This window comes from Burkholderia sp. MR1-5-21 (genome assembly GCF_053427715.1).
In genome coordinates this window covers 44,830-66,143 of record NZ_JBSAXD010000025.1, presented here as the reverse complement: position 1 = coordinate 66,143, position 21,314 = coordinate 44,830, and the positions used below count along the sequence as shown (strand labels likewise).

The 21,314-nt window shown below is 67.4% G+C and carries 17 protein-coding genes; 6 read left to right on the top strand and 11 right to left on the bottom strand.

Annotated elements, in window-relative coordinates; all coding sequences use genetic code 11:
• Nucleotides 1-349: 349 nt before the first annotated feature.
• From ACV229_RS28840 to peaA, 5 genes are all read right to left on the bottom strand, one after another.
• The gene (locus ACV229_RS28840; protein ID WP_448086483.1) at nt 350-2,068 is read right to left on the bottom strand and encodes an AMP-binding protein; all 1,719 of its coding nucleotides are present in this window, start codon (nt 2,066-2,068) and stop codon (nt 350-352) included.
• Nucleotides 2,069-2,082: 14 nt separating this feature from the next.
• A complete protein-coding gene (gene peaD, locus ACV229_RS28835; RefSeq protein WP_448086482.1) occupies nt 2,083-3,204 on the bottom strand; it encodes a quinohemoprotein amine dehydrogenase subunit beta in 1,122 nt (373 codons plus the stop codon).
• 28 nt (nt 3,205-3,232) lie between these two features.
• A complete protein-coding gene (qhpC, locus tag ACV229_RS28830; RefSeq protein WP_448086481.1) occupies nt 3,233-3,556 on the bottom strand; it encodes a quinohemoprotein amine dehydrogenase subunit gamma in 324 nt (107 codons plus the stop codon).
• Between the two features lies 1 nt (nt 3,557).
• On the bottom strand, nt 3,558-4,988 hold the full coding sequence (peaB, locus tag ACV229_RS28825) for a quinohemoprotein amine dehydrogenase maturation protein (RefSeq protein WP_448086480.1): 1,431 nt from the start codon (nt 4,986-4,988) through the stop codon (nt 3,558-3,560).
• Between the two features lie 73 nt (nt 4,989-5,061).
• Complete coding sequence (gene peaA, locus ACV229_RS28820) at nt 5,062-6,672, bottom strand: quinohemoprotein amine dehydrogenase subunit alpha (protein WP_448086479.1); 1,611 nt, start codon at nt 6,670-6,672, stop codon at nt 5,062-5,064.
• A 457-nt stretch (nt 6,673-7,129) separates the two neighbouring features.
• On the opposite strand from peaA, the gene ACV229_RS28815 reads away from it, so the two are divergent.
• The 6 genes from ACV229_RS28815 (at nt 7,130) to ACV229_RS28790 (ending at nt 16,163) form a co-directional block, all read left to right on the top strand.
• Nucleotides 7,130-8,623: an aldehyde dehydrogenase family protein gene (locus tag ACV229_RS28815; RefSeq protein WP_448086478.1), complete on the top strand. Its 1,494-nt coding sequence runs from the start codon at nt 7,130-7,132 to the stop codon at nt 8,621-8,623.
• A gap of 318 nt (nt 8,624-8,941) precedes the next feature.
• Nucleotides 8,942-10,879, top strand: a complete 1,938-nt coding sequence (locus ACV229_RS28810; RefSeq protein ID WP_448086477.1) for a sigma-54-dependent Fis family transcriptional regulator — start codon at nt 8,942-8,944, stop codon at nt 10,877-10,879.
• A gap of 40 nt (nt 10,880-10,919) precedes the next feature.
• On the top strand, nt 10,920-12,647 hold the full coding sequence (locus ACV229_RS28805) for an ABC transporter ATP-binding protein (RefSeq protein ID WP_448086476.1): 1,728 nt from the start codon (nt 10,920-10,922) through the stop codon (nt 12,645-12,647).
• Entirely contained in the window at nt 12,640-13,338 is a 699-nt protein-coding gene (gene qhpE / locus ACV229_RS28800; RefSeq protein ID WP_448086475.1) for a subtilisin-like serine protease QhpE, read from the top strand. Before ACV229_RS28805 ends, qhpE begins: the two co-directional genes overlap by 8 nt.
• Nucleotides 13,338-14,669: a flavin-dependent monooxygenase QhpG gene (gene qhpG, locus ACV229_RS28795; protein ID WP_448086474.1), complete on the top strand. Its 1,332-nt coding sequence runs from the start codon at nt 13,338-13,340 to the stop codon at nt 14,667-14,669. Before qhpE ends, qhpG begins: the two co-directional genes overlap by 1 nt.
• 354 nt (nt 14,670-15,023) lie before the next feature.
• A complete protein-coding gene (locus tag ACV229_RS28790; RefSeq protein ID WP_448086473.1) occupies nt 15,024-16,163 on the top strand; it encodes a porin in 1,140 nt (379 codons plus the stop codon).
• 73 nt (nt 16,164-16,236) lie between these two features.
• On the opposite strand, the gene ACV229_RS28785 is transcribed toward ACV229_RS28790, so the two are convergent.
• From ACV229_RS28785 to ACV229_RS28760, 6 genes are all read right to left on the bottom strand, one after another.
• Nucleotides 16,237-16,440, bottom strand: coding sequence for a DUF2970 domain-containing protein (locus tag ACV229_RS28785; protein ID WP_448086472.1), 204 nt, complete (start codon nt 16,438-16,440; stop codon nt 16,237-16,239).
• Nucleotides 16,441-16,590: 150 nt separating this feature from the next.
• Nucleotides 16,591-17,301: an ABC transporter ATP-binding protein gene (locus ACV229_RS28780; RefSeq protein ID WP_448086471.1), complete on the bottom strand. Its 711-nt coding sequence runs from the start codon at nt 17,299-17,301 to the stop codon at nt 16,591-16,593.
• Entirely contained in the window at nt 17,298-18,047 is a 750-nt protein-coding gene (locus tag ACV229_RS28775) for an ABC transporter ATP-binding protein (protein ID WP_448086470.1), read from the bottom strand. The genes ACV229_RS28780 and ACV229_RS28775 overlap by 4 nt, the downstream gene beginning before the upstream one ends.
• A complete protein-coding gene (locus ACV229_RS28770) occupies nt 18,044-19,009 on the bottom strand; it encodes a branched-chain amino acid ABC transporter permease (protein WP_448086469.1) in 966 nt (321 codons plus the stop codon). The genes ACV229_RS28775 and ACV229_RS28770 overlap by 4 nt, the downstream gene beginning before the upstream one ends.
• Nucleotides 19,006-19,875, bottom strand: a complete 870-nt coding sequence (locus ACV229_RS28765) for a branched-chain amino acid ABC transporter permease (RefSeq protein WP_448086468.1) — start codon at nt 19,873-19,875, stop codon at nt 19,006-19,008. Before ACV229_RS28765 ends, ACV229_RS28770 begins: the two co-directional genes overlap by 4 nt.
• A 137-nt stretch (nt 19,876-20,012) precedes the next feature.
• On the bottom strand, nt 20,013-21,275 hold the full coding sequence (locus tag ACV229_RS28760) for an ABC transporter substrate-binding protein (RefSeq protein WP_448086541.1): 1,263 nt from the start codon (nt 21,273-21,275) through the stop codon (nt 20,013-20,015).
• Between the last annotated feature and the right edge of the window lie 39 nt (nt 21,276-21,314).

Genomic DNA, 21,314 nt, shown 5'->3' with positions numbered 1-21,314 from the left:
GCAGCGGAATTGGGCGGAAACGGGAGAGATGGAGAGAAAGGAAGATTGAATGGCGCGATCTGGCGGCGCTGCGCATGCGATAGTCCGCTCGATCGCGCGGGGCACCGGACGCGATGCCGACGGCGGCATCCACTCGACCCGCCTGTCAGGGCCTGCTTTCAAGGGTCGTCCGAGCGGTAGCGGCGACCTCATCCACGCCGCCGCCGTCACGGGCTGCTTACGCAGTATCGGCCCCCTTCAGCCCGAGCACATCGATCGTCGTCTCGCGCATCACGAACTTCTACACCTTGCTCAAGGCCCGTCCGAGCGGTAGCGGCGACCTCATCCACGCCGCCGCCGCAGGACCTACCTACGCGGTATCGGCGACCTTCAGCCCGAGCGCGTCGATCATCTGCTCGCGCATCACGAACTTCTGCACCTTGCCCGTCACCGTCATCGGCAACGCGTCGACGAAGCGGATATAGCGCGGAATCTTGTAGTGCGCGATCTGCCCCTGGCAGAACGCACGCACGTCGTCCTCGGTCAATGCGTCACCGGCACGCGGCACGATCCACGCGCAAAGCTCCTCGCCATACTTCGCGTCGGGCACGCCGAACACCTGCACGGACTGCACCTTCGGATGGCGGAACAGGAACTCCTCGATCTCGCGCGGATAGATGTTCTCGCCGCCGCGGATCACCATGTCCTTCAGCCGGCCGACGATGTTGCAGTAGCCGTCCGCGTCGAGCGTCGCGAGGTCACCCGTGTGCATCCAGCCATCGACGATCGTTTCGCGCGTCTTCGCGTCGTCGTCCCAGTAGCCGAGCATCACCGAGTAACCCTTCGTGCACAGCTCGCCCGTCTCGCCCACCCGCACGATGCGGCCGTCCGGATCGACGATCTTCACTTCCAGATGCGGCTGGATGCGGCCGACCGTCGTCGTGCGTTTCTCGAGCGGATCGTCGGTCGAGCTCTGGAACGACACGGGGCTCGTCTCCGTCATCCCGTACGCGATCGTGATCTCCGACAAGTGCATCTGGGACACGACGCGCTTCATCGTCTCGATCGGGCACGGCGAGCCGGCCATGATGCCGGTGCGCAGCGTCGACAGGTCGTATTTCGCGAAGTCCGGATGATCGAGCTCCGCGATGAACATCGTCGGCACGCCGTGCAGCGCGGTACAGCGTTCTTCGGATACCGCTGCGAGCGTCGCCACGGGATCGAATGCCTCCCCGGGAAACACCATCGCGGAGCCCTTCGATACGCACGCGAGCACCGCGAGCACCATCCCGAAGCAGTGATACAGCGGCACCGGAATGCACAGCGCGTCCTGCTCGCTGAAGCGCATCGCCATCGCGATGAAGCGCGCGTTGTTGACGACGTTGCGATGCGTAAGCGTCGCCCCCTTCGGGTTGCCGGTCGTGCCGCTCGTGAACTGGATGTTGATCGGCTCGTCCGCGTGCAGCGTCTGCGCGATCGCATCGAGCCGCGCGACATCGAGCACGCGCCGGCCGTTGTCGACGACGTCCGGATAGCGCAGCATGCCCGGCGTGTCGCCGTCGCCCATCCGGATCACGGTCCGCAGATGCGGCAGCCGCGCGGCGCGCAGCTCGCCGGGCGCGCAGTGCGCGAGTTCCGGCGCGAGCGCCTGCAGCATCTCCAGGTACTTCGACGACTTGAACTGCTCGGCCGCGATCAGCGCGCGGCAGCCGACCTTGTTCAGCGCATAGTCGAGTTCCGCGAGCCGGTACGCGGGATTGATGTTGACGAGGATCGCGCCGAGCCGCGCGGTCGCGAACTGCGCAAGCAGCCATTCGCTGCGGTTCGGCGACCAGATGCCGACACGGTCGCCCTTGACGATGCCGAGCGCATCGAGGCCGGCCGCGAGCACGTCGACTTCGTGCGCGAACGTGCGCCAGTCCCAGCGGATGCCCTGCTCGCGAAACACGACGGCCGGCCGGTCCGCAAAGCGCTGCGCGGTGTCGCGCAGCAGCGCGCCGACGGTTGCGTCCGATAGCGGCACGTCGGTGCGGCCCCGCACGATCGACAGGCCGTCACGCGGCGCGCCGTTCGCGATGGCGGTGGTCATGAAGTGCCTCCTGTTCAGCGCGTAAACATCTGCGCGGTCGTGATCGCCATGTCGCCGCCCGGCACGCGAATGTCCTTCAGCTTCTTCAGCGTGTCGGCGTCATACACGGCGACGGTGTTGAACGTGCCCGCGAGATAGATCTTGCTGCCCGCCTTGTTCAGCGACAGGCAGTAGTACGAGTGATCGAGCGGCGCCGCTTCGAGCAGCTTCTCGTTCTTCACGTCGTATTTCGTCAGGCGGTTCAGCACGCCGTACATCACGTTCGGATCCTTCGGCGACAGCCCGCCCGTGAAATACACCTCGGTCACCGGCGCGAAATCCTTCAGCGTCGCGTTGCCCGTCTTCAGGTCGATGTCGATGTAGCCGTACATCGTCTGCGCGGACGCCGGATCCTTCTTGTCGTCCTTGAAGCGGTCGGCCGTATAGAGCAGGTTGAGCGTGTGCTGCGGGCGCTGCTGCGGCCACACGTACAGCACGTCGGGCTGGCCGTACAGCGGGCGCGTCCAGTGACGCAGCGGCACCGCGACGTCGTACTTGCCGGTCTGCACGTTCATCCGGTAGATGTCCGCGCCGACGATGAACAGCGAGCCGTCGTCGGCCGCCTGCAGCATCGTCGTCTGGCGCGGCGCGGCAAACGTGCGCACCGGTTTCGCGTCGAGCCCGCCGTCGGTCCGGTAGACCTGCATCCGCGGCGTCTGCACTTCGTAGCTGTCACGCTTCATCTTCGTCGGGTTGACGACGCTGTAGATCTCCTTGCCGTCCGGGCTCAGCGCGATCGAGAACATCGCGCGCGCGCGTTCGTCGCCGGCTTCCGCGAGTTCCGCATGGAACACGGTCTTGCACGAATCGAGGTCGACGCCGTACAGGTCGCCGTAGTGATTGTTCAGCACGTACGCGCGCGTCTTGTCGGGGCTGATCTGCATCGTGCCGGGGCCGAACGCGTCGGGCAGCGTGCAGGTCTTCACGACGCTGTCGCTGCCGGCGTCGATCACGCTCAGGTTGTTCGGATAGTTCGTGACGGCGAGGTATTCGCGCCCGGCCGCAAGCGGGCTGTCGGCCGCCGCGACCGACAGCGTTGCGGCGGATGCAAGCGCCGCGGCGAGCAGCGCGTGGCTCAAAGGCTTCGAGAATCGCATGGGGGATCCTTGGTCTGTGCCGCGTGGGTCACTTGTCTTTCGGGAAAACGCTGCCGAGCTGGCGCCAGTCGGCGCCGGAATCGGCCGCCTGCTTGTTCCAGTCCTGGTAGGTGCTCATCATGTCGGGCACCTGCGCGGGCCACCAGCACGGATCCGAGCAGCCGTACAGGTCAGCCTCCATCGGCTGGCACAGCGACGCGACCCCGCCGAACACGTCGGTTTCCCAACCCGGGTCGGTCGTCGACGTGCAGCCCGCGACGGAGGTCATCGCGACCACGTCCTCGAGACGGTCTTCCTGCGCGGCCTGCTCGAGTTGTCTGGCCTTGTTGTTGAGCGGTTTCAGATGTTTCATGTCAGTGGGCCTTCCGCGGAGTAATGTGGTTGCCGATGAACGCCGGATTGCCGGCGATGATGCGGCTGTAGACTTCGATGCCGAAATCGATCCAGTCGCGCATCAGCTCGCAGTAGTGATAGGTCGGATGCGCGGGGTCGCCGTAGCGCGCGTAGCTCTCGTGATAGCAGCCGCCCGAGCACAGGTTGCGGATCCGGCAGTTGTCGCAGCCGGTGCCGCTGCGGTCGAGACGCTGCGACAGGAAGTCGTTGAGCTGCGCCTGCGCGACGCCGTGGTGCACGTTGCCGAAGGTCGGCAGCGTCGAGCCCGTGAAGCGGTGGCACAGGTTCAGGTCGCCCTTGTGGTCGACCGCGAGCATCTTGAGCCCCGCGCCGCACGGCAGCGACTTCTTGTGCCCTTCGTGCAGGTCGGTGATCAGCTGGTGCAGGTTCGAGAAGCCGATATTGCGGTTCTCGAGCGCGGCCGCCAGGTAGCGCCGGCCGAGCGCCTTCATGTTCGCGAACACCTGCGCGAGCTCGTCGGGCTGCAGGTTGAACGTGTCGAGCTGGCCCGACGTGACGGGCGCGAAGCCCACTTCGGCGAAGCCGAGCTCGTTGAACAGGTGATCCCAGATCCCTTCGATGTCGGTCACGCCGCTCGTGAGCGTCACGCGCGCGCCGACCGGGCGGCTGCGGTAGCGCTTCAGCAGCATGTCGACCTTGCGGCGCACGACGTCGTAGGTGCCCGCGCCGCCGACCGTGCGGCGGTTCAGGTCGTGGATCGAGCGCGGCCCGTCGATGCTGACCGACAGCCCGAAGCGGTGCGCGTCGAGCCAGTCGACGATCTCCTCGGTCAGCAGCGTCGCATTGGTCGTCATCACGAACTCGACCTGCTTGCCGAGCGCGCCGAAGCGCAGCTCGCAATACTCGACCATGCACTCGATCAGCTTGCGGTTGCTGAGCGGCTCGCCGCCGAAGAACACGACCGTGTAGCGCGGCTCGTCGGGCGATTCCTTCAGCAGCATCTCGACCGACGCCTTCGCGGTCTCGATGTCCATCCGCCGCCCGGCGGACGGCGTATCGAGGTCTTCCTTGTAGCAGTATGTGCAGCTCAGGTTGCAGCCGGTGTTCACGTTCAGCACGACGGTGTTGATCGCGGTGCGCTCGACGCGCTTCACCGCGATTTCCGGCGTCAGCGGCGAGCCGTCGCTGACCACTTCGAGGGCCATCAGCTCGCCGAGCGTCTCGGCGAGCTCGCCGCGCGGCGAGCTGCCCGCGAGCCGCGCGAACAGCTCGTCGGCCGTGCAGCTGCTCGCGCGCAGGGCGTCGATGATGTCGGCCGTCAGCCGGTCCGCCGCGAACAGCGAGCTGCTCGGCACATGAAACATCAGGCGCTCGTCGTCGACCCGCACTTCATGCACGTTGCGTTCGACCACGTTCAGCAGGGCGCTCATCGGATTCTCCTTGCATTCATCGGATTCGGGCCGGGCCGCGCTGCGGCCCGGCTACGGGAGCGTGACGTGAGGATCAAGGCAGCGGCGGGTTGTTCCAGCGCTGCACCGCGACGATCATGTGCCCGGTGCCCGTCACCGTGCGGCCGCCGTCCGTCACCGTCGCGACGACATTCAGGTTGCCGGTGTTGTTGGTGCCCATCCGGCGCGCCGGGTTCGGGCCCGCGTCGCCCGGCGTGAAGATGCCGGTCGACGCCTGCATGACGCCCGCGAACTGCGTGTCGCGATCGCTCTTCGACTGGTCGTCGAACGGCGCGACCGACCATTGCGCGGGCACGACGCCGATGCGGAACGGCTTGCCGGCCGCGTCGACGCCCCACGCTTCCGCATCGAAGCGCCCTTCGACCTTCGGCGTCGATCCGCCGTTGCCGCCGATGCGCGCGACCGCGAAGTCGGGCTGCACCTTCACTTCCTTGATCTCGCGATAGACCGCGAAGCCGTCCGCATGCGTCGCACCGACGCTCACGTTGCGCGCGCCGGCCGCACTGTCATCGGCCGCCTTCACGCGCACCCGCACGTACTGCGGCGTGCGCTCGAGCACCGACGTCACCGCGACGCCCGGCCCGAACGCGGGCGCGCCCTGCAGGTTCGCGCCGACGATCGTCACGTCGGTCTCGCCGCCGGCCTTCACGTACGCGGGCTGCACCGCGAGGATGCGCGACTTGCCGAGCTTCGCCGCGGTGAAGTCGAGGCCGCGTTCGTCATGCGCGTCGTCGAACATCCGCCCGCGCATCTCGCCGTTCGTCGCCATCAGCACCTGGCGCATCGTCACGCCATCGACCTGCACGCTCGCGCGCCATTCGTAGCCCGTATAGAGCGTCGCGGTGCCGGTGCCCGCGAGCGGGCTGCCGTCCGCGAAGCGGCCCTTCAGCTCGACGTCGAAGCTGTCGTGCGCGCCGCCCTTGACCGTCATCACGCCGTACGCGTCGCCCTTGCCCGGCATGTGGCCGCTGAAGCTCCACGTGCCCGCAAGCGCGGTTGCCGGCGGGTGGCGCTTCTTCCAGTCGTTCCAGGCCTTGCTGTCGTACGGGTATTGCTTCGCGAGCAGCGGCGCCATTTCCGTCAGCGCGATCTTCAGCCAGTCGCGGTCGCGGCCCATCGCCGAATACTCGATCGACGGCCATTGCCCGAGGTGGAAGTTCACGAGCTTGTCCCATTCGGCGACAGGCCGGCGCTGCAGCAGCGGACGCGCAGCCGAGTGGCAACGCGCGCACATCTGCTTGAACTCCTCGGAGCCGACGGTCTCCTGCGTGTTCAGGCGGCGCTCGGGCGCGTAGCGGAAATCCTTCGTCTCCGACGGCGCGAGGCCCTGCGTGTCCGACAGGTACTTGACGAGGATGCGCCGCTCGTCGTCGCTGATCGTGAGGCCGTGCATCGTCTGCATCCGCGCGATCGTCATCAGCCAGCCTTCGGGCGTCTTGCGCTGGTGGCTGATGCGGCTCCACGAATCCTTCGATTCCGCCGCGTGGCATGCCGCGCATGTCTGGCTCAGGATCGTGTGGCCGTCGCGCGGCGCCTGGGCCTGGGTCTGGGCCTGCACGTGCGCGGCGCCTGACGCGAGCGCCAGCGTCGCCGCGGCACTCGCCGCGCGCATCAACCTGCTGCGTGGAATGAAAGTCTTGAACAAGGCTCTGCTCCTTTACGAGGGGTCTCGAATCGCCCGGCATACGGCTTCGCGGCGCGTGTCGCGCAGTCATCAAGCACAGGCCGTGCCAATCGACGGAATCGCGATTGCGACTAGGAAAACATGCGATTGCACGGCCGAATGCCCGGGAAAATCCCGATTCAAAGTCGCGCCGCAAATCGCTTTGCACGGCACTTTTACGGGGTACGTCGAAATCGGCTGCATCGGTGTCGCGTCTCACGTTGCATGAGAATTCTCAAAATGAGACGCCGCGTGGCGGCAATGGCGCGGCGCGGCGTGCGTGTGACGACCGCCGCGCATCCCCGCGATGCATGCGCATCATGGCCGCCACCGGGCCGACAGCAGGGCCAACATCGCGCCGCACGCTGCCTGCACGCCCCATTGGTATGGAAGCTGCTTCGCGCATCGTCACCTGAACCCCGATGAGCGAGGAGCTCCCATGCAGGCAACGTTGTCGTTACTTCCGCAAACCCAGGCGTTCATCGCACGCACGCCGTCGATGCCGATCGGCGACGCCTGGCTCGGCGCCGCGAGCGGCGCGACCATGGCCGTGCACAATCCGGCGACCGGCGACGCGCTATGCCGTGTGCCGTCGTCCGGCGCGGTCGACGTCGATCGCGCGGTGCGCGCCGCGCGCCACGCGTTCGACGATTCCGCGTGGAGCCGCATGCGGCCGCGCGAACGGCAGAACCTGCTGTGGCGTCTTGCCGATCTCGTCGAGCGCGACGCGCAACAGCTCGCCGAGCTCGAATGCGTGAACAACGGCAAGAGCGTGCAGGTCGCGCGCGTGATGGACGTGCAGCTGTCGATCGATTTCCTGCGCTACATGGCCGGCTGGGCGACGAAGATCGAGGGCTCGACCGTCGACGTGTCGATGCCGCTGATCCCCGACGGCCAGTTCCACGGCTTCATCCGGCGCGAAGCGGTCGGTGTCGTCGGCGCGATCGTCGCGTGGAATTTCCCGCTGTTGCTTGCGTGCTGGAAGCTCGGCCCCGCGCTCGCGACCGGCTGCACGATGGTGCTGAAGCCCGCCGACGAGACGCCGCTGTCGGCGCTGCGCCTCGCGGAACTCGTGCAGGAAGCCGGCTACCCGGCCGGCGTGTTCAACGTCGTCACGGGCACCGGCGCCGAAGCGGGCGCGGCGCTCGCGAACCATCCGGACGTCGACAAGCTGACCTTCACCGGCTCGACCGAGGTCGGCAAGCTGATCGGCAAGGCCGCGATGGAATCGATGACGCGCGTGACGCTCGAGCTCGGCGGCAAGTCGCCGACGATCGTGCTCGACGACGCCGATCCGGCCGTCGCGGCGGCGGGCGCGGCGACCGCGATCTTCTTCAACCATGGCCAGGTGTGCTGCGCGGGCTCGCGGCTGTACGTGCAGCGCAAGCACTTCGACCGCGTGGTCGGCGACATCGCCGGCATCGCGAGCCGGATGAAGCTCGGCAACGGGCTCGACCCGGCCGTCGAAATGGGGCCGCTGATTTCGCTGAAGCAGCAGAAACGCGTCCATGGCTACATCGAGCGCGGCCGCGAACTCGGCGCGCAGCTCGCGTGCGGTGGCGAGCAGTTCGGCCCCGGCTACTTCGTGAAGCCGACCGTGCTCGTCGACGTCGACCAGAAAGGCCCGCTCGTGCAGGAGGAAATCTTCGGGCCGGTGCTCGTCGCGATCCCGTTCGACACCGTCGACGACGCGATCCGCCTCGCGAACGACACGCGCTACGGCCTCGGCGCGAGCATCTGGACGAACAACCTGTCAGCCGCGCACCGGATGATCCCGAAGATCCGCTCGGGCTCGGTCTGGGTGAACTGCCACAGCGCGCTCGATCCGGCGCTGCCGTTCGGCGGCTACCGGATGTCCGGCTTCGGCCGCGAGATGGGCGCGGCCGCGATCGAGCACTACACGGAGCTGAAGTCCGTGCTGATGAACGTCTGACCGTAACATACGCGCCGCGCGCACCTTGCACGCGGCGCGTTGCGCTCGTTGGCGATTGTCCTGTATTCGCAGCGTCGCGCGCCTCGCGAGCGGCCGCTCTCGTGACAACTGATGCGCGTTCCATATGTAAGCAGACCCTAAATGCACGTCGCCCCTCTTCACGCCCCGCATGTCCACGTCCGCGCTGCCGCGTCCCGCGCGGGTCTTAGGTTTTTGTCCGGATGGATTTGCGTCCGGCCTTATGCCAGACTCGCCGGGCGTTTTTGCGTGCGGCCGCCCGGCTTCCGGCGGCCCGACATTCTCCTGAGGAGGGATCACGTGCATGACTCTTTCCCTTCCGGCCAACGGCTTCCGGACCGGCTCCAGACCGCCTCTCTGATCCGCGAACGGCTGCGTTCGGACGGTGTGCTCCCGCAAGGCTACCTGCGGGTCGAGATCGACCAGTCATGGCGGCGCAGCCTCGACCACGGCGTGCGCTGGGACAACGACGCGCTCGTGAACCTGCGCGAATTCTGCAATCTCGACGACCTGCACGGCGCGAACCGGCTACTGCTCGATGCGGCCACCCCCGAACTCGAGTTCCTCGCCGAGCGCTGCGGAAACCAGGGCGTGATCCTGCTGGCCGATGCGCGCGCAACGATCCTGTCGGTCGAAGGCAATGCGGGCCAGCTCGCCGATCTCGGCATCGGCGACATCCATCCGGGCGCGAGCTGGTGCGAATCGCTGCGCGGCACCAATGCGCTCGGCACCGCGCTCGTCGAAGGCCGCCCGGTCGCGATCGACCGCGGCGAACACTTTCTCGGCCGGCTCGGCCGCTTTTCGTGCCGCTCGCTGCCGCTGCACGATCCGCACGGACAGCCGATCGGCGTGCTCGACCTCACGCGCGAAGGCGACCTGCCGCTCACGCTCGACGCGCTGTCGATGCTGATGAGCGATGCCGCGTCCCACATCGAGACGCGACTGTTCGACACGTATTTCCCCGAGCACGTGGTGCTCGTGTTCCATCCGCGCCGCCCGTATCTCGACTCGAGCTGGAGCGGCGTGCTCGCGGTCAGCGAAGACGGCCGCATCGTCGCCGCGAACGTGCACGCATGCGAGCTGCTCGGGCTCGCGCGGGATGCGCTCGTCGGCCGCCGCTGCGAAGGCGCGTCGCTCGCGCGCACGCCGTCGTTCATGACGTTCGCCGAACAGGGCGGCATGCTGCGCGTCGAAGGTGTCGACGCGTCGTTCCACTGCAAGGCGCTGCGCATGCCGCGCACGGCGGCGCCCGTCACCTCCGTCATGCGCGCGCGTGCAACGGCGCCCGCTGCCGCACCGCGCCGTGACGCTGGCGCCGACGGACTCGCCGCGCTCGCGGGCCGCCAGCAGCGCCTGCTGCGCGCGCTGACGATGGCGCGCCAAGGCCTCAACAACGGGCTGCCCGTGCTCCTGCAGGGCGAGACCGGCACCGGCAAGGAAGTCGTCGCCCGCGCGCTGCACGATGCGAGCGCGCGCGCCGGCAAGCCGTTCGTCGCGGTGAACTGCGCGTCGATTCCGGAAGGCCTGATCGAATCCGAACTGTTCGGCTATCGCGACGGCGCGTTCACGGGCGCGCGCAAGGGCGGCATGACGGGCCGGCTGATGCAGGCGCACGGCGGCACGCTGTTCCTCGACGAGATCGGCGACATGCCGCTGCAATTGCAGGCACGGCTGCTGCGCGTGCTGCAGGAGCGCAAGATCGCGCCGCTCGGCGCGGGCGACGAACAGCCGATCGACATCGCGGTGATCTGCGCGACGCACCGCGACCTGCAGACGATGGTGCGCGACAAGACGTTCCGCGAGGACCTGTATTACCGGATCCACGGCGTCAACGTGCTGCTGCCCGCGCTGCGCGAGCGCGACGACGTCGACCTGATCGTCGCCGCGCTGCTCGCCCGGCTCGGCGCGCCGCACGTGACGATCAGCGCGGAACTCGCCGACGTGTTCCGCCAGCATCCGTGGCCCGGCAACATCCGCCAGCTCGAGATGGTGCTGCGCACCGCGCTCGCGGTGCGCGACGAGCACGACGACGTGCTCGGCCTCGATCATCTGTGCGACGGCTTCGTCGACGGCGTGTGTCCCGCGCCGGACGCGTCGTCCGGCTTGATCCGCCGGCACGAGGACGAGCTGATCCGCGAATCGCTCGCGCGCCACGACGGCAACGTCGCGGCCGCCGCGCAGACGCTCGGCATCAGCCGCGCGACGCTGTACCGGCGGCTCAAGCGGCTGTCGCCGTAACGGCGCTTCGCCCCTCGCCCTCCCCCGCCGACGACGCCCGATGCTGAACCTCGTGCTGCGCTTCGTGAAAACCGACGACCGGGCGCAGCTCGCGCGCGCGCTCGGCTGGCTGTACGGCTTCGTGAAGCCGCACCGGCTCGCGATCGCGGGGCTGCTCGCGCTGTCCGCATGCGCGTCGCTGCTCACGCTCGCGCAGCCGTGGCTCACGAAGGAGCTGATCGACCGCGGGCTCGTCGGCAAGGACTTCCGGATGCTTGTCGCAATCGCGCTCACGATGGTGGCCGCGGGGTTCGTCGGCACGCTGCTCGGCGGCGTTAATCGCTACCTGCACACGCAGCTGTCGGGCCGCGTGCTGTTTTCGCTGCGCAGCGCCGTGTACGCGCACCTGCAGCGGCTGTCGCCGTCGTTCTACGGACAGCGGCGCCTCGGCGACCTGCTGTCGCGCCTCGACGGCGACGTCGCCGAGATCCAGCGCTTCGCGCTCGACGCGCTGTTCGCCGCGGTGTCGAACGTGATCGGCCTCGTCGGCACGCTCGTGCTGCTCGTCACGCTGTCGTGGAAGCTGTCGCTGCTCGCGCTGCTGCTGATCCCGTTCGAGATCCTGTGGCTGCGCACGATGCGCCGCAAGGTCGAGCGCGATGCGCGCGCGGTGCGCGAAGGCGCCGCCGACGTGTCGTCGTTCCTCGTCGAGACGCTGCCCGCGATGAAGTTCATCCAGGCCGCCGGCCAGCAGCTGGCCGAGCAGCGCCGCCTCGACGGGCTCGGCGACCACTACATGCGACGGCTGCTGAAGCTGCAGGTGACGGAGTTCGTCACGCAGTCGGTGCCCGGCACGCTGACGTCGCTGTCGCGCGCGGGCGCGTTCATCGTCGGCGGCTACTGGGTGATCGGCGGCCACTGGCCGCTCGGCTCGCTGATCGCGTTCTCGAGCTATCTCGGCATGGCGATCGGTCCCGTGAAAAGCCTGCTCGGGCTGTATGTCGCGCTGCAGCGGATGACCGTCAGCCTCGGCCGCGTGATGGAGCTGCAGCGCGCGCCGGTATCCGTGCAGCCGGCAGCCGTGCCGCGCGCCATGCCGGCCCGCGGCGATCTCGAATTCGACGACGTGTGGTTCGCGCATGACCAGCGCGCGCAGCCGGTGCTGCAAGGCGTCAGCGCACGCGTGCCGGCCGGCAGCAAGGTCGCGCTGTCCGGGATGTCGGGCAGCGGCAAGTCGACGCTGATCGACCTGCTGCAACGCTTCTACGACCCGCAGCGCGGCAGCGTGCGCATCGACGGCGTCGACCTGCGGCTCGTCGATCTCGACGCGTTGCGCCGCCATGTCGCGGTGGTCAGCCAGGACATCGTACTGTTCCGCGGCAGCCTCGCGGACAACATCCGCTATGCGGCCCCGCTCGCGCCGCGCAGCGAGATCGCGCGCGCCGCGCGCGCGGCGCAGCTCGACGAACTGATCGCGACGCTGCCGGGCGGCCTCGACGGCCCGATCGGCGAACGCGGCCAGCAACTGTCCGGCGGGCAGAAGCAGCGCATTGCGATCGCGCGGGCGCTGCTGCAGGACCCCGCGATCCTCGTGCTCGATGAAGCGACGTCGGCCGTCGACGAAGCGACGGAACGACAGGTCATCGCGCAGATCGACCTGCTGTTCGGCGACCGCACGCGGATACTCGTCAGTCACCGCGCATCGACGCTCGCCGGCGTCGAGCTTCATTTCGAGCTCGCGAACGGCCGGCTTGCGCGGCGTACGCGTCAGGATGCCGCGCATGCGTGACGCGCTGCAGGCTGCTGCGATCCGCGTTGGCGTCATCGACAGCGGTTATTCCGCCCCACTCGCGTCGCACGTCGATGCCGCGCAGCGTTTCTGGTTCGAAGACAACCAGACGCTTTGCAGCGGGCCTGCGGAACCCGACCGCCTCGGACACGGCAGCACGATCTGCGCGACGATCGCCGGCGCCGCGCCCGCTGCGCGGCTGAGCGTCGCGCAGGTGTTCGACGCGCGCGGCGTGACGAGCGCGGCGCAGATCGCCGACGCGATCCGCTGGCTGATCGCGCAGCGCGTGCGGATCATCAACCTGAGCCTCGGCGTGCGCGCCGACCGCGACGCACTGCGTGACGCCTGCGCGGACGCGATCGCGCAGCGCATCGTCGTATTTGCGGCGAGCCCCGCGCAAGGCGCGTCCGTGTTTCCGGCGAGCTATCCCGGCGTCGTGCGCGTGACCGGCGACGCGCGCTGCACGCCCGGCCAATGGTCGTGGCTCGACAGCGCGCAGGCCGATTTCGGTGCGGTCGTGTCGGGCGGCGGGCCCGGCGCGCCGGCCGGCGCGAGCATCGCGTGCGCGGCGATGAGCGGCATCGCGGCCCGCTGGTTCGCGCGCCATCCGGACGCCGATGCGGACGCGCTGTTCGCCGACCTGCGCGCCGGCGCAACGTTCACCGGCGTCGAACGGCGCGTGTGCGCGTGATGGCCCGGCCGCACATCGCCGTGCTCGGCGCCGGCCCGGCCGGCGCAGCGGTGGCGCTCGGCGTCGCGCGGCTCGGCTATCCGGTGACGGTCGTCAGCGAATGGCGGCGCTTCGATGCGGTCGAGGGCGTGTCGGCCCGCGTGCTGCAGGGCTTGCAGCATGCGGGCCTGACGCACGCGGCCGCATGCGCATTGCCGCCGTGCGCGCGCACGACGCGCTGGAACGGCGACACACGCACGCTCAATCACGAACACCTGATCGACCGGCGGCGCTTCGATATCGCGCTGCGCCGGGATCTCGCCGACGCCGGCATCGACGTGCGAGAGGCGACGATACGCGCGCTGCAGGCAAACGACGACGGATACGCGATCCGCATCGACACGCCGGCCGGACCGGACGTGCTGCACGCGGCGTTCGTCGTCGAAGCGCGCGGCCGGCTCGCGCCGCTCGCGCGCGACGCGGTGCGCGGCCCGCAGACGCTGAGCCTGCTGAACGTGTGGCAGGGATCGCCGGGCGATGCTGCCTCCGCGATCGAGAGCCTGCCCGACGGTTGGGCGTGGATGGCGCGCCTGCCCGACGGCCGCTGCTACTGGCAGATGACGCTCGACGTCGCGAGCACGACGCTGCCGCCGCGCGACGCGCTGCCCGCGTGGTGCGCGGCGCTGCGCCGGACGCCGCTCGCGCGCGATTTCTTCGGCGGTTGCAAGGGCAATACGGACGACGCAGACGCCGTGCAGGTGGTCGCGCGCACAAGCAGCGCGACGCTGTGCGGCGACACCGGCGGCACGAACTGGCTGCGCGTCGGCGATGCGGCAATGGCCGTCGATCCGCTGTCCGGCAACGGCATTTTCCAGTCGCTGTCGTCGGCCTTGCAGGCGCCCGCCGTCATTCATACGCTGCTCGCGCATCCCGACCGCGCGGCGCTCGCGCGGCGCTTCCACCAGCGTCGCATCGCACACTTGTTCACGCGCTTCGCGCGGATCGGCCGCGACTTCTACGCGCTCGAACAGCAGTGGGCCGACCGGCCGTTCTGGCGCGCGCGCCGCGCGTGGCCCGACGACGCGCCCTCGCATCCCGCGCCGGACTTCCGCGCGCTGACGGTCGAGAAGGCCCCCGTGATCGACGGCGACACGATCGCCGAAGCGGACGTCGTCACGAGCCCCGACCAGCCGCTCGGCATCTGGCATCTGCAGGGCATTCCGCTCGCGCCGATCGTCGACGCGTTACGCGACCAGCCGGCCGCGCAGGTGCTGGCCTCGCTCGCACCGCCGCACGCCGCGCTCGTGCGCCGGTGGCTGGAAACGCAAGGTTATCCGCTCTCACGCGCCTGACGTACCTGACGCGCCCGACGTATCTGACGTTCCTGACGCACCTCACGCACGCTTCCCGTCTCCGTTCGTTGTCTCGACCGCCGGGGCTTCGGCACGTCGTTTCGCACGCGCATCGCGTCTCAATCTGAGACGCGAAATGCGACACGTATTGCGACATGCAACGGACGTCGCGCGTTCTCACGCTGCAGGCGGTCGCGTCAATGCCGAAAACGGCAAGTCAGATCGAACTTCGCGTGCATGCGTTGCCCCGAAAGCGCGCGATGGCACGCCACCTGCTTATCGGTATTGGCGCGGCTGCGATGCATCCGGTCGCGCACCGGACCATCGACCGACTCCCTCTTCAAGCCCGCATTCATGAAAACACGATCGCTTCTCATCTCGGCAGGATTCCTGATCGGCTGCGCGAACGCGCATGCGCAAAGCTCGGTGCTGCTTTTCGGCGTCCTCGACGAGGGCATCAACTACACGAACAACGCCGGCGGCAAGTCGTCGTGGCAAATGACGGGCGGCGAGCTCGCGACGAGCCGCTGGGGCATCAAGGGCGACGAGGATCTCGGCGGCGGGCTGCATGCGATCTTCGATCTCGAAAGCGGCTTCGCGCTCGAAAACGGCCAGCTCGGCTACGGCGGGCGCCTGTTCGGGTACCAGTCGTCCGTCGGCCTGAAGTCGGACAGCTTCGGCACGCTGACGCTCGGTCGGCAGTTCGATACGGTGTCCGACACGATCGGGCCGCTGACCGCGAACGGCAGCTGGGCCGGCTTCCTGTTCTCGCATCCGCTCGACAACGACAATACCGACGCGTCGTTCCATTCGAACAATGCGGTGAAGTACACGAGCCCGACGATCGCCGGCCTGTCCGGCACCGCGATGTACGGGCTCAGCAACGTCGCGGGCGGCTTCGCGCGCAACCGGATGATGGGCGTCGGGCTGAATTACACGTATCAGACACTGTCGGTCGCCGCCGTCTATGAAAACCTGTCCGGCCCCGGCACCACGACCACCGGCGCGCTGACGCCCGACGATACGGGCTTCGTCGCGGGCAACCAGAAGATCTACGGAATCGGCGTGAATTACGGGATCGGCACGGTGACGCTCGGCGCCGTCTATTCGCACGTGAACGTCAGCCAGCCCGATGCGTCGCTGTACGTCGGCAGTCTCGGGCTGTCGAATGCGCGGCTGACGTTCGACAATATCGAGGTCAACGCGCACGTCAATCTCACGCCGGCCTTTCTCGTCGGCGGAATGTACACGTACACCCGCGGCGGGATCGACCAGGCCGGCGTGAAGTCGACGCTCCACTGGAACCAGGCCGGCGCAATGGCGCAGTACCTGCTGTCGAAACGGACGTCGGTCTATACGCAGCTCGTTTATCAGCAGGTCGCGGGCAGCGCGACCGGCACGCCGCTCGACGGCGCGCTGATACCGGGCGGTCCGGGCGCGTCGTCGAACGGGCACCAGATCATCGCTCGCGTGGCGTTGAACCACACGTTCTGAGCGGGCGGACGGCACGGAATGCGTCGTGTGCCCATCCGTGCTGCCGTCGCGGGAGATACAGACGACGCAGTGGTCAGAACCCCTGCATCGTCGACGTCGGATCGGCGACCAGATGCACGACACCGTAGATCACCGCGCCGATCAGCGCGGCGAGGATGATCGCCACGAACGGCAGCATCGTGAAGTTCGCGTTCGCGAGATCCGTCGCATGCGCCTTGCTGTTGCGCACGCCGAAGAAACTCCACAGGACCAGGCGGATCATGCCGAGCAGGTTCATGGCTTTGCTCCTTTCATCGAATCGGTTGACGTCATGGTCGATCCGATCGGCATGCGAAAAAAGAAGCAGATGCGAACGCATTTCGGGTAGCAGGTCCCTGGGGCGCGTTCCCTGTGTCATATGCAAACCGACCCCGTTGGTTCGATGCGTCTACTCGTGCGTACTGACACCCGTCAGCGTGCGCACCCGGTTCTCGTCGGCGGCGAGATCTCGCGAGTTGCCCGAATAGACGATGCCGCCGTCTTCCAGCACATAAGCGTAGTCGCTGATCTTGAGCCCCATGCGCGCGTTCTGCTCCACCAGCAGCACCGAAATCCCCTCGTCGCGCATTTGCGATACGACGCGAAACACCTCGCGCACGAGCAGCGGGGCCAGGCCTTGTGACGGCTCATCGAGAATCAGCAACCGGGGATTGAGCAGCAGCGCGCGGGCAATCGACAGCATTTCCTGCTCGCCCCCGGAGAGCTGGCGCCCGCGGCTCTCCTTGCGCTCGGCGAGGCGCGGAAACAATGCATAGATGCGCGAAATCGTCCACGGCCCGCGGCGCACGAGCGGTACCTTCAGGTTTTCCTCGACGCTGAGATTCGCAAAGATTCTCCGCCCCTCCGGCACATAGCCGACGCCGCTTGCAGCGATCCGGAAGGTCGGCCAGCGCGACGTATCCACGCCGAAGATCGTCACGCGCCCCCGACGCGCCGGTGTCAGGCCCATCAGCGTGCGCAGGGTCGTGGTCTTGCCGGCGCCATTGCGACCGAGCAAAGCCGTGATCTTGCCCTCCTCGACCGCGAGGCTCACGTCATGCAGGATATGGCTCTCCCCGTAGTAGGTATGAAGGCCGTCGGCGACAAGCGCTGCGTTCATGTGGAGTCACCCAGGTAAGCGGCCTGCACGGCTTCGTTCGACGCGATCTGCTGCGGCGCGCCCTCGGCGAGCAGGCTGCCGCGGTCGAGCACCGTGATCCGCTCGGCAAGATCGAACACAACGCGCATGTCGTGCTCGATCAGGACGATCGTCACGTCACGACCGTGGTGCAAGCGGCGGATGAGTTGCGTGATCTCGCGGGTCTCCGGGTCGCCCATACCGGCGGTCGGTTCGTCGAGCAGCAGCAGGCGCGGACGGAGGGCCAGCGCCATGGCGATTTCGGCCACGCGCTGATCGCCATGCGAAAGCTCGCCGACCAGCCGGTCAGCTTTGGCGCCCAGGCCGGTGATGTCGAGCATCTCTTCGACGCGCTCGCGCACCCGCATCCGCTCCGCGCGGCGGGTCCATGTGCGCAGGCGAAGACCAGCCGTCACCTCCGCGCTGATGCGCACGCTCTCGAACACCGTGAGTTCGGGAAAGATCTCGGTGATCTGAAAGGTGCGGGCGATACCTGCTGCAACGCGCCGATCTGCCGGAAGCGCCGTGATGTCGCGTCCGTCGAATACGATGGCTCCTGTCGTCGGCGGGAAAAAGCCGCTGATCAGATTGAAGAATGTGGTTTTGCCGGCGCCGTTCGGTCCGATGATTGCGCGCAACTCGCCTTTCTCGACAGCAAGCGATACGTCCCGCACCGCTGCGAGGCTGCCGAAGCGCTTGCTGACGAGCCTGACTTCGAGAACGCTCATGATTCGCCCTTGCGCCGGATGAAGCCGAGCAGGCCACGCGGGAAAAAGAGCACGATCGCGACGAACAACATGCCGATGAAGGACATCCAGTTGACGGTGATGCTCGACAGATAATCCTGCAGCACGACGAACACCGCAGCACCGACGAGCGGCCCCCAAAAGCTGCGCATGCCGCCCATCACGGCCATCATGACGAAATCGCCGGACTGGCTGAAATGCAGCCCGCGCGGATCGGCGAAATTGTTCAGGAGCGCGTAAAGCGCGCCGGCAAACCCCATGAAGAAGCACGACAGCGTGAATGCGATCCAGATGTGGCGATCGACGGGAATGCCCAGAAAGCGGGCCCGCTGCTCGTTCTCCCGAATCGCGATCATCGTGCGTCCGAACGGCGAGCGCAGGATGAACCCCATCGATCCGACCGCCAGCGCCATGCAAGACAGCACGAAGTAGTAGAACGCGTTGGCGTTCGACAGGATGTCGATGGTCGCAACGCCAAGATGGAGGGGCATGCGTGAAAACCCGCGCAATCCGTCGTCGCCTCCTGTCACCGAGCTCCATTGGAAAGCGATGTAGTAGAAGACCTGGCCGAAAGCGATGGTGACCATCGCGAAGTACACGCCTCGCCGCCGCGCGCAGAGCGCACCCAGCAGCGCGCCGGCGATTCCGCCGAGCAACGTGCCGCACAGCAGCGCGAACGGCGTGCTCGGCGCCGCGAACTTCAACGCGAAGCCCGCGCCGTACGCACCGAGCCCGAAAAAGGCCGCGTGACCGAACGAAAGCACGCCGGTGAAGCCAAGCAGAAAGTTCACCGACATTGCAGCGAGGCCAAGCACCAGCACGCGTGTGCCGAGCGCGGTATAGCCGCCGAGCGGCGGCATCCAGTAGGGGGCGAGCAGCAACGCCGCCCAGATTGCTGCGAGCGCCAGCAGCCGGCGCTGGCGGGACCGTGGCCGTTCGCTCATTCCAGCATGCCCTCTTCGCCTAGCAGACCACGCGGGCGCAGCAGCAGCACCACGGCCATCATCACGTAGATGATCGCCTCGCTCGCCGCGGGCAGGAACACCGCCGTGACACCCGACGCGACCCCGATCAGCAATCCGCCGAGCAGCGTGCCGGTGAGGCTGCCGACCCCGCCGACAATGATGGCGATGAAGCTCGGCATCAGCAACCCGGTTCCCATGGTTGGCTCCAGCCCGAGCTGACCCGCTGCGAGCACGCCGCTCAGACCGGCAAGAAACGCTCCGACCGCGAAATTGAGCGAGCGCAACCGGCCCACATTGATGCCGAGCGCCGCGACGGTTTCAAGGTCGAGGGTGCCCGCACGAATACGGATGCCAAGCCTGCTGTAGCGCAGCAGTATGAACAGCAGCGCCACCGCCACCGTTACCGTGCCGACCATGAACAGGCGGTAGCCCGTGACGAAGAAGAACGTATCGCTCAAAGGCTGCGCCAGCACGGCCGGAACGGTCACCGGTTTGCCTTGGGCGCCCCATATGAAGCGGGTGCCGTCCTCGAAGATGAAAGCGAGGCCGAACGTCAGCAGCAAGCTGTATAGCGGATCGCGCCCGTAGACTCGCCGGATGAGCACCCGCTCGAGGGCGAGGCCGATCAGGGCGACGCACGGCGGCGCGATCAGCAGCGCGCCCCAGAATCCGACGTACGGCGTGATGGTGTACGCAACGTAGCCGCCAGCGACAAGGAAGCCGCCATGGGCGAAGTTGATCACATTGCTCAAGTTGAGGATGAGCGATAACCCGAGCGCCATCAGCACATAGAACGCGCCTATGATCAGCCCGTTGGTGACGTTGAACAGGAGAAGCTGGAACATCGTGCACCGTGCTTGTTATCGTGCGTGCCGCGTACGGGCCTCGCCCGATGCGCTTGCACCGTTCGCTTCCCCACGCACACCCGCCGTTCGCGTCGGGAGCGCCACCCGCCGGTACCGTCCCGGCGCGGCTTCGGGCGTCAGGCGGGCCACTGCAGCTTGCAGCCGGTTTCGCTCTCGGGCGGCGCGGTCTTGTCGCCGGCGACCACGCGTTCGACGCGGAACAGGTCTTCAGGATCGCCGGCCGGCGTGGATAGCGCTTCGCCGACGAACGCCGACGTCATCAGTTGGTGGTCGCCCTTGCGGTAGTAGACCTTGTTGGGCTGCAGCTTGATGTCATCTGCCAGTTCGAATCCGCCCAGCGCTTCAGCAAGCTTTCTGGAATCGAGGGTTTGTTCCTTGTTGGCGATGGCAGCCAGCGTGCGGACCGACGTGTACCCGAACCAGTGACGGGCGGTGGGCACCTTGCCGCCGTTCACCTTGCGGATGTCGGCGACGAACTTCTCGACGCCCGGCACGCCCGGCTGCTTCCAGTACCACTCCAGCATCCAGATGCCGACGCGCGCTTCGGGCGGCATCGACGCGAGCGATTCCAGCTCCTGCTGCAGGCCGGCGACGTGAATATCCTTGCTGATGCCGAACTGTGCGATCTGCTTCAGACAATTGACCATATCGGAGCCTTGCGGCAGCACCAGCAGAACGTCCGGCTTCGCCGCGCGCGCCTTGATCAGATAGGCGGAGAAATCCGTCGTGCCGAGCGGCGTGAGCTCGTTGCCGGTGATCGTGCCGCCCAGCTTCTGCAGGTCGGCCGCCGCGGCCTTCTGCAGGGTATGGCCGAACGCGTAATCCGGCGTGATGAAATGCCATTTCTTGCCGTACTTGGTAAACAGCAGATTGGCGACGGCGTTGGCCTCCATGCTCGTCGTGTTGCACACGCGAAAGACATTCCACTTGCAGTCGCTGCCCGTGATCGTGTCGGTATGGCCGCCGGAGACGATGTGCAGCACCTTCTTCTCGTTGCTGACCTGGGCAATGGCCTGAGCAATGCCTGAATTCACGTCGCCGATGAGAAACGTGACCTGATCGCGTTCGATCAGCTTGCGCGCCTTCTGCACGCCGGTCCCGACGTCGTTCGCCGAGTCCTCCACCAACAGCTCGACAGGCCGTCCGAGGATGCCGCCCCGAGTATTGATCTGCTGAACGGCAAGCTTCGCGCCGATCACTTCGTTCTGTGCGTCTGCAGCATAGACGCCGGTCAACGGGTCGACCATGCCGATTCGCAGCGGCGCCTCGCCGCGTGACTCGATGATGAAGGGAGGCGCCAGTTGCAAGGCCGTTGCGGCGGCAACCGACTTGAGCATGGCGCGACGACTCAAGTTAGGAATGCGACTCGGTGTTTTCATAGGGTTCTCCCTCACCGTTTGTCGATCCGGCGTTCGCGC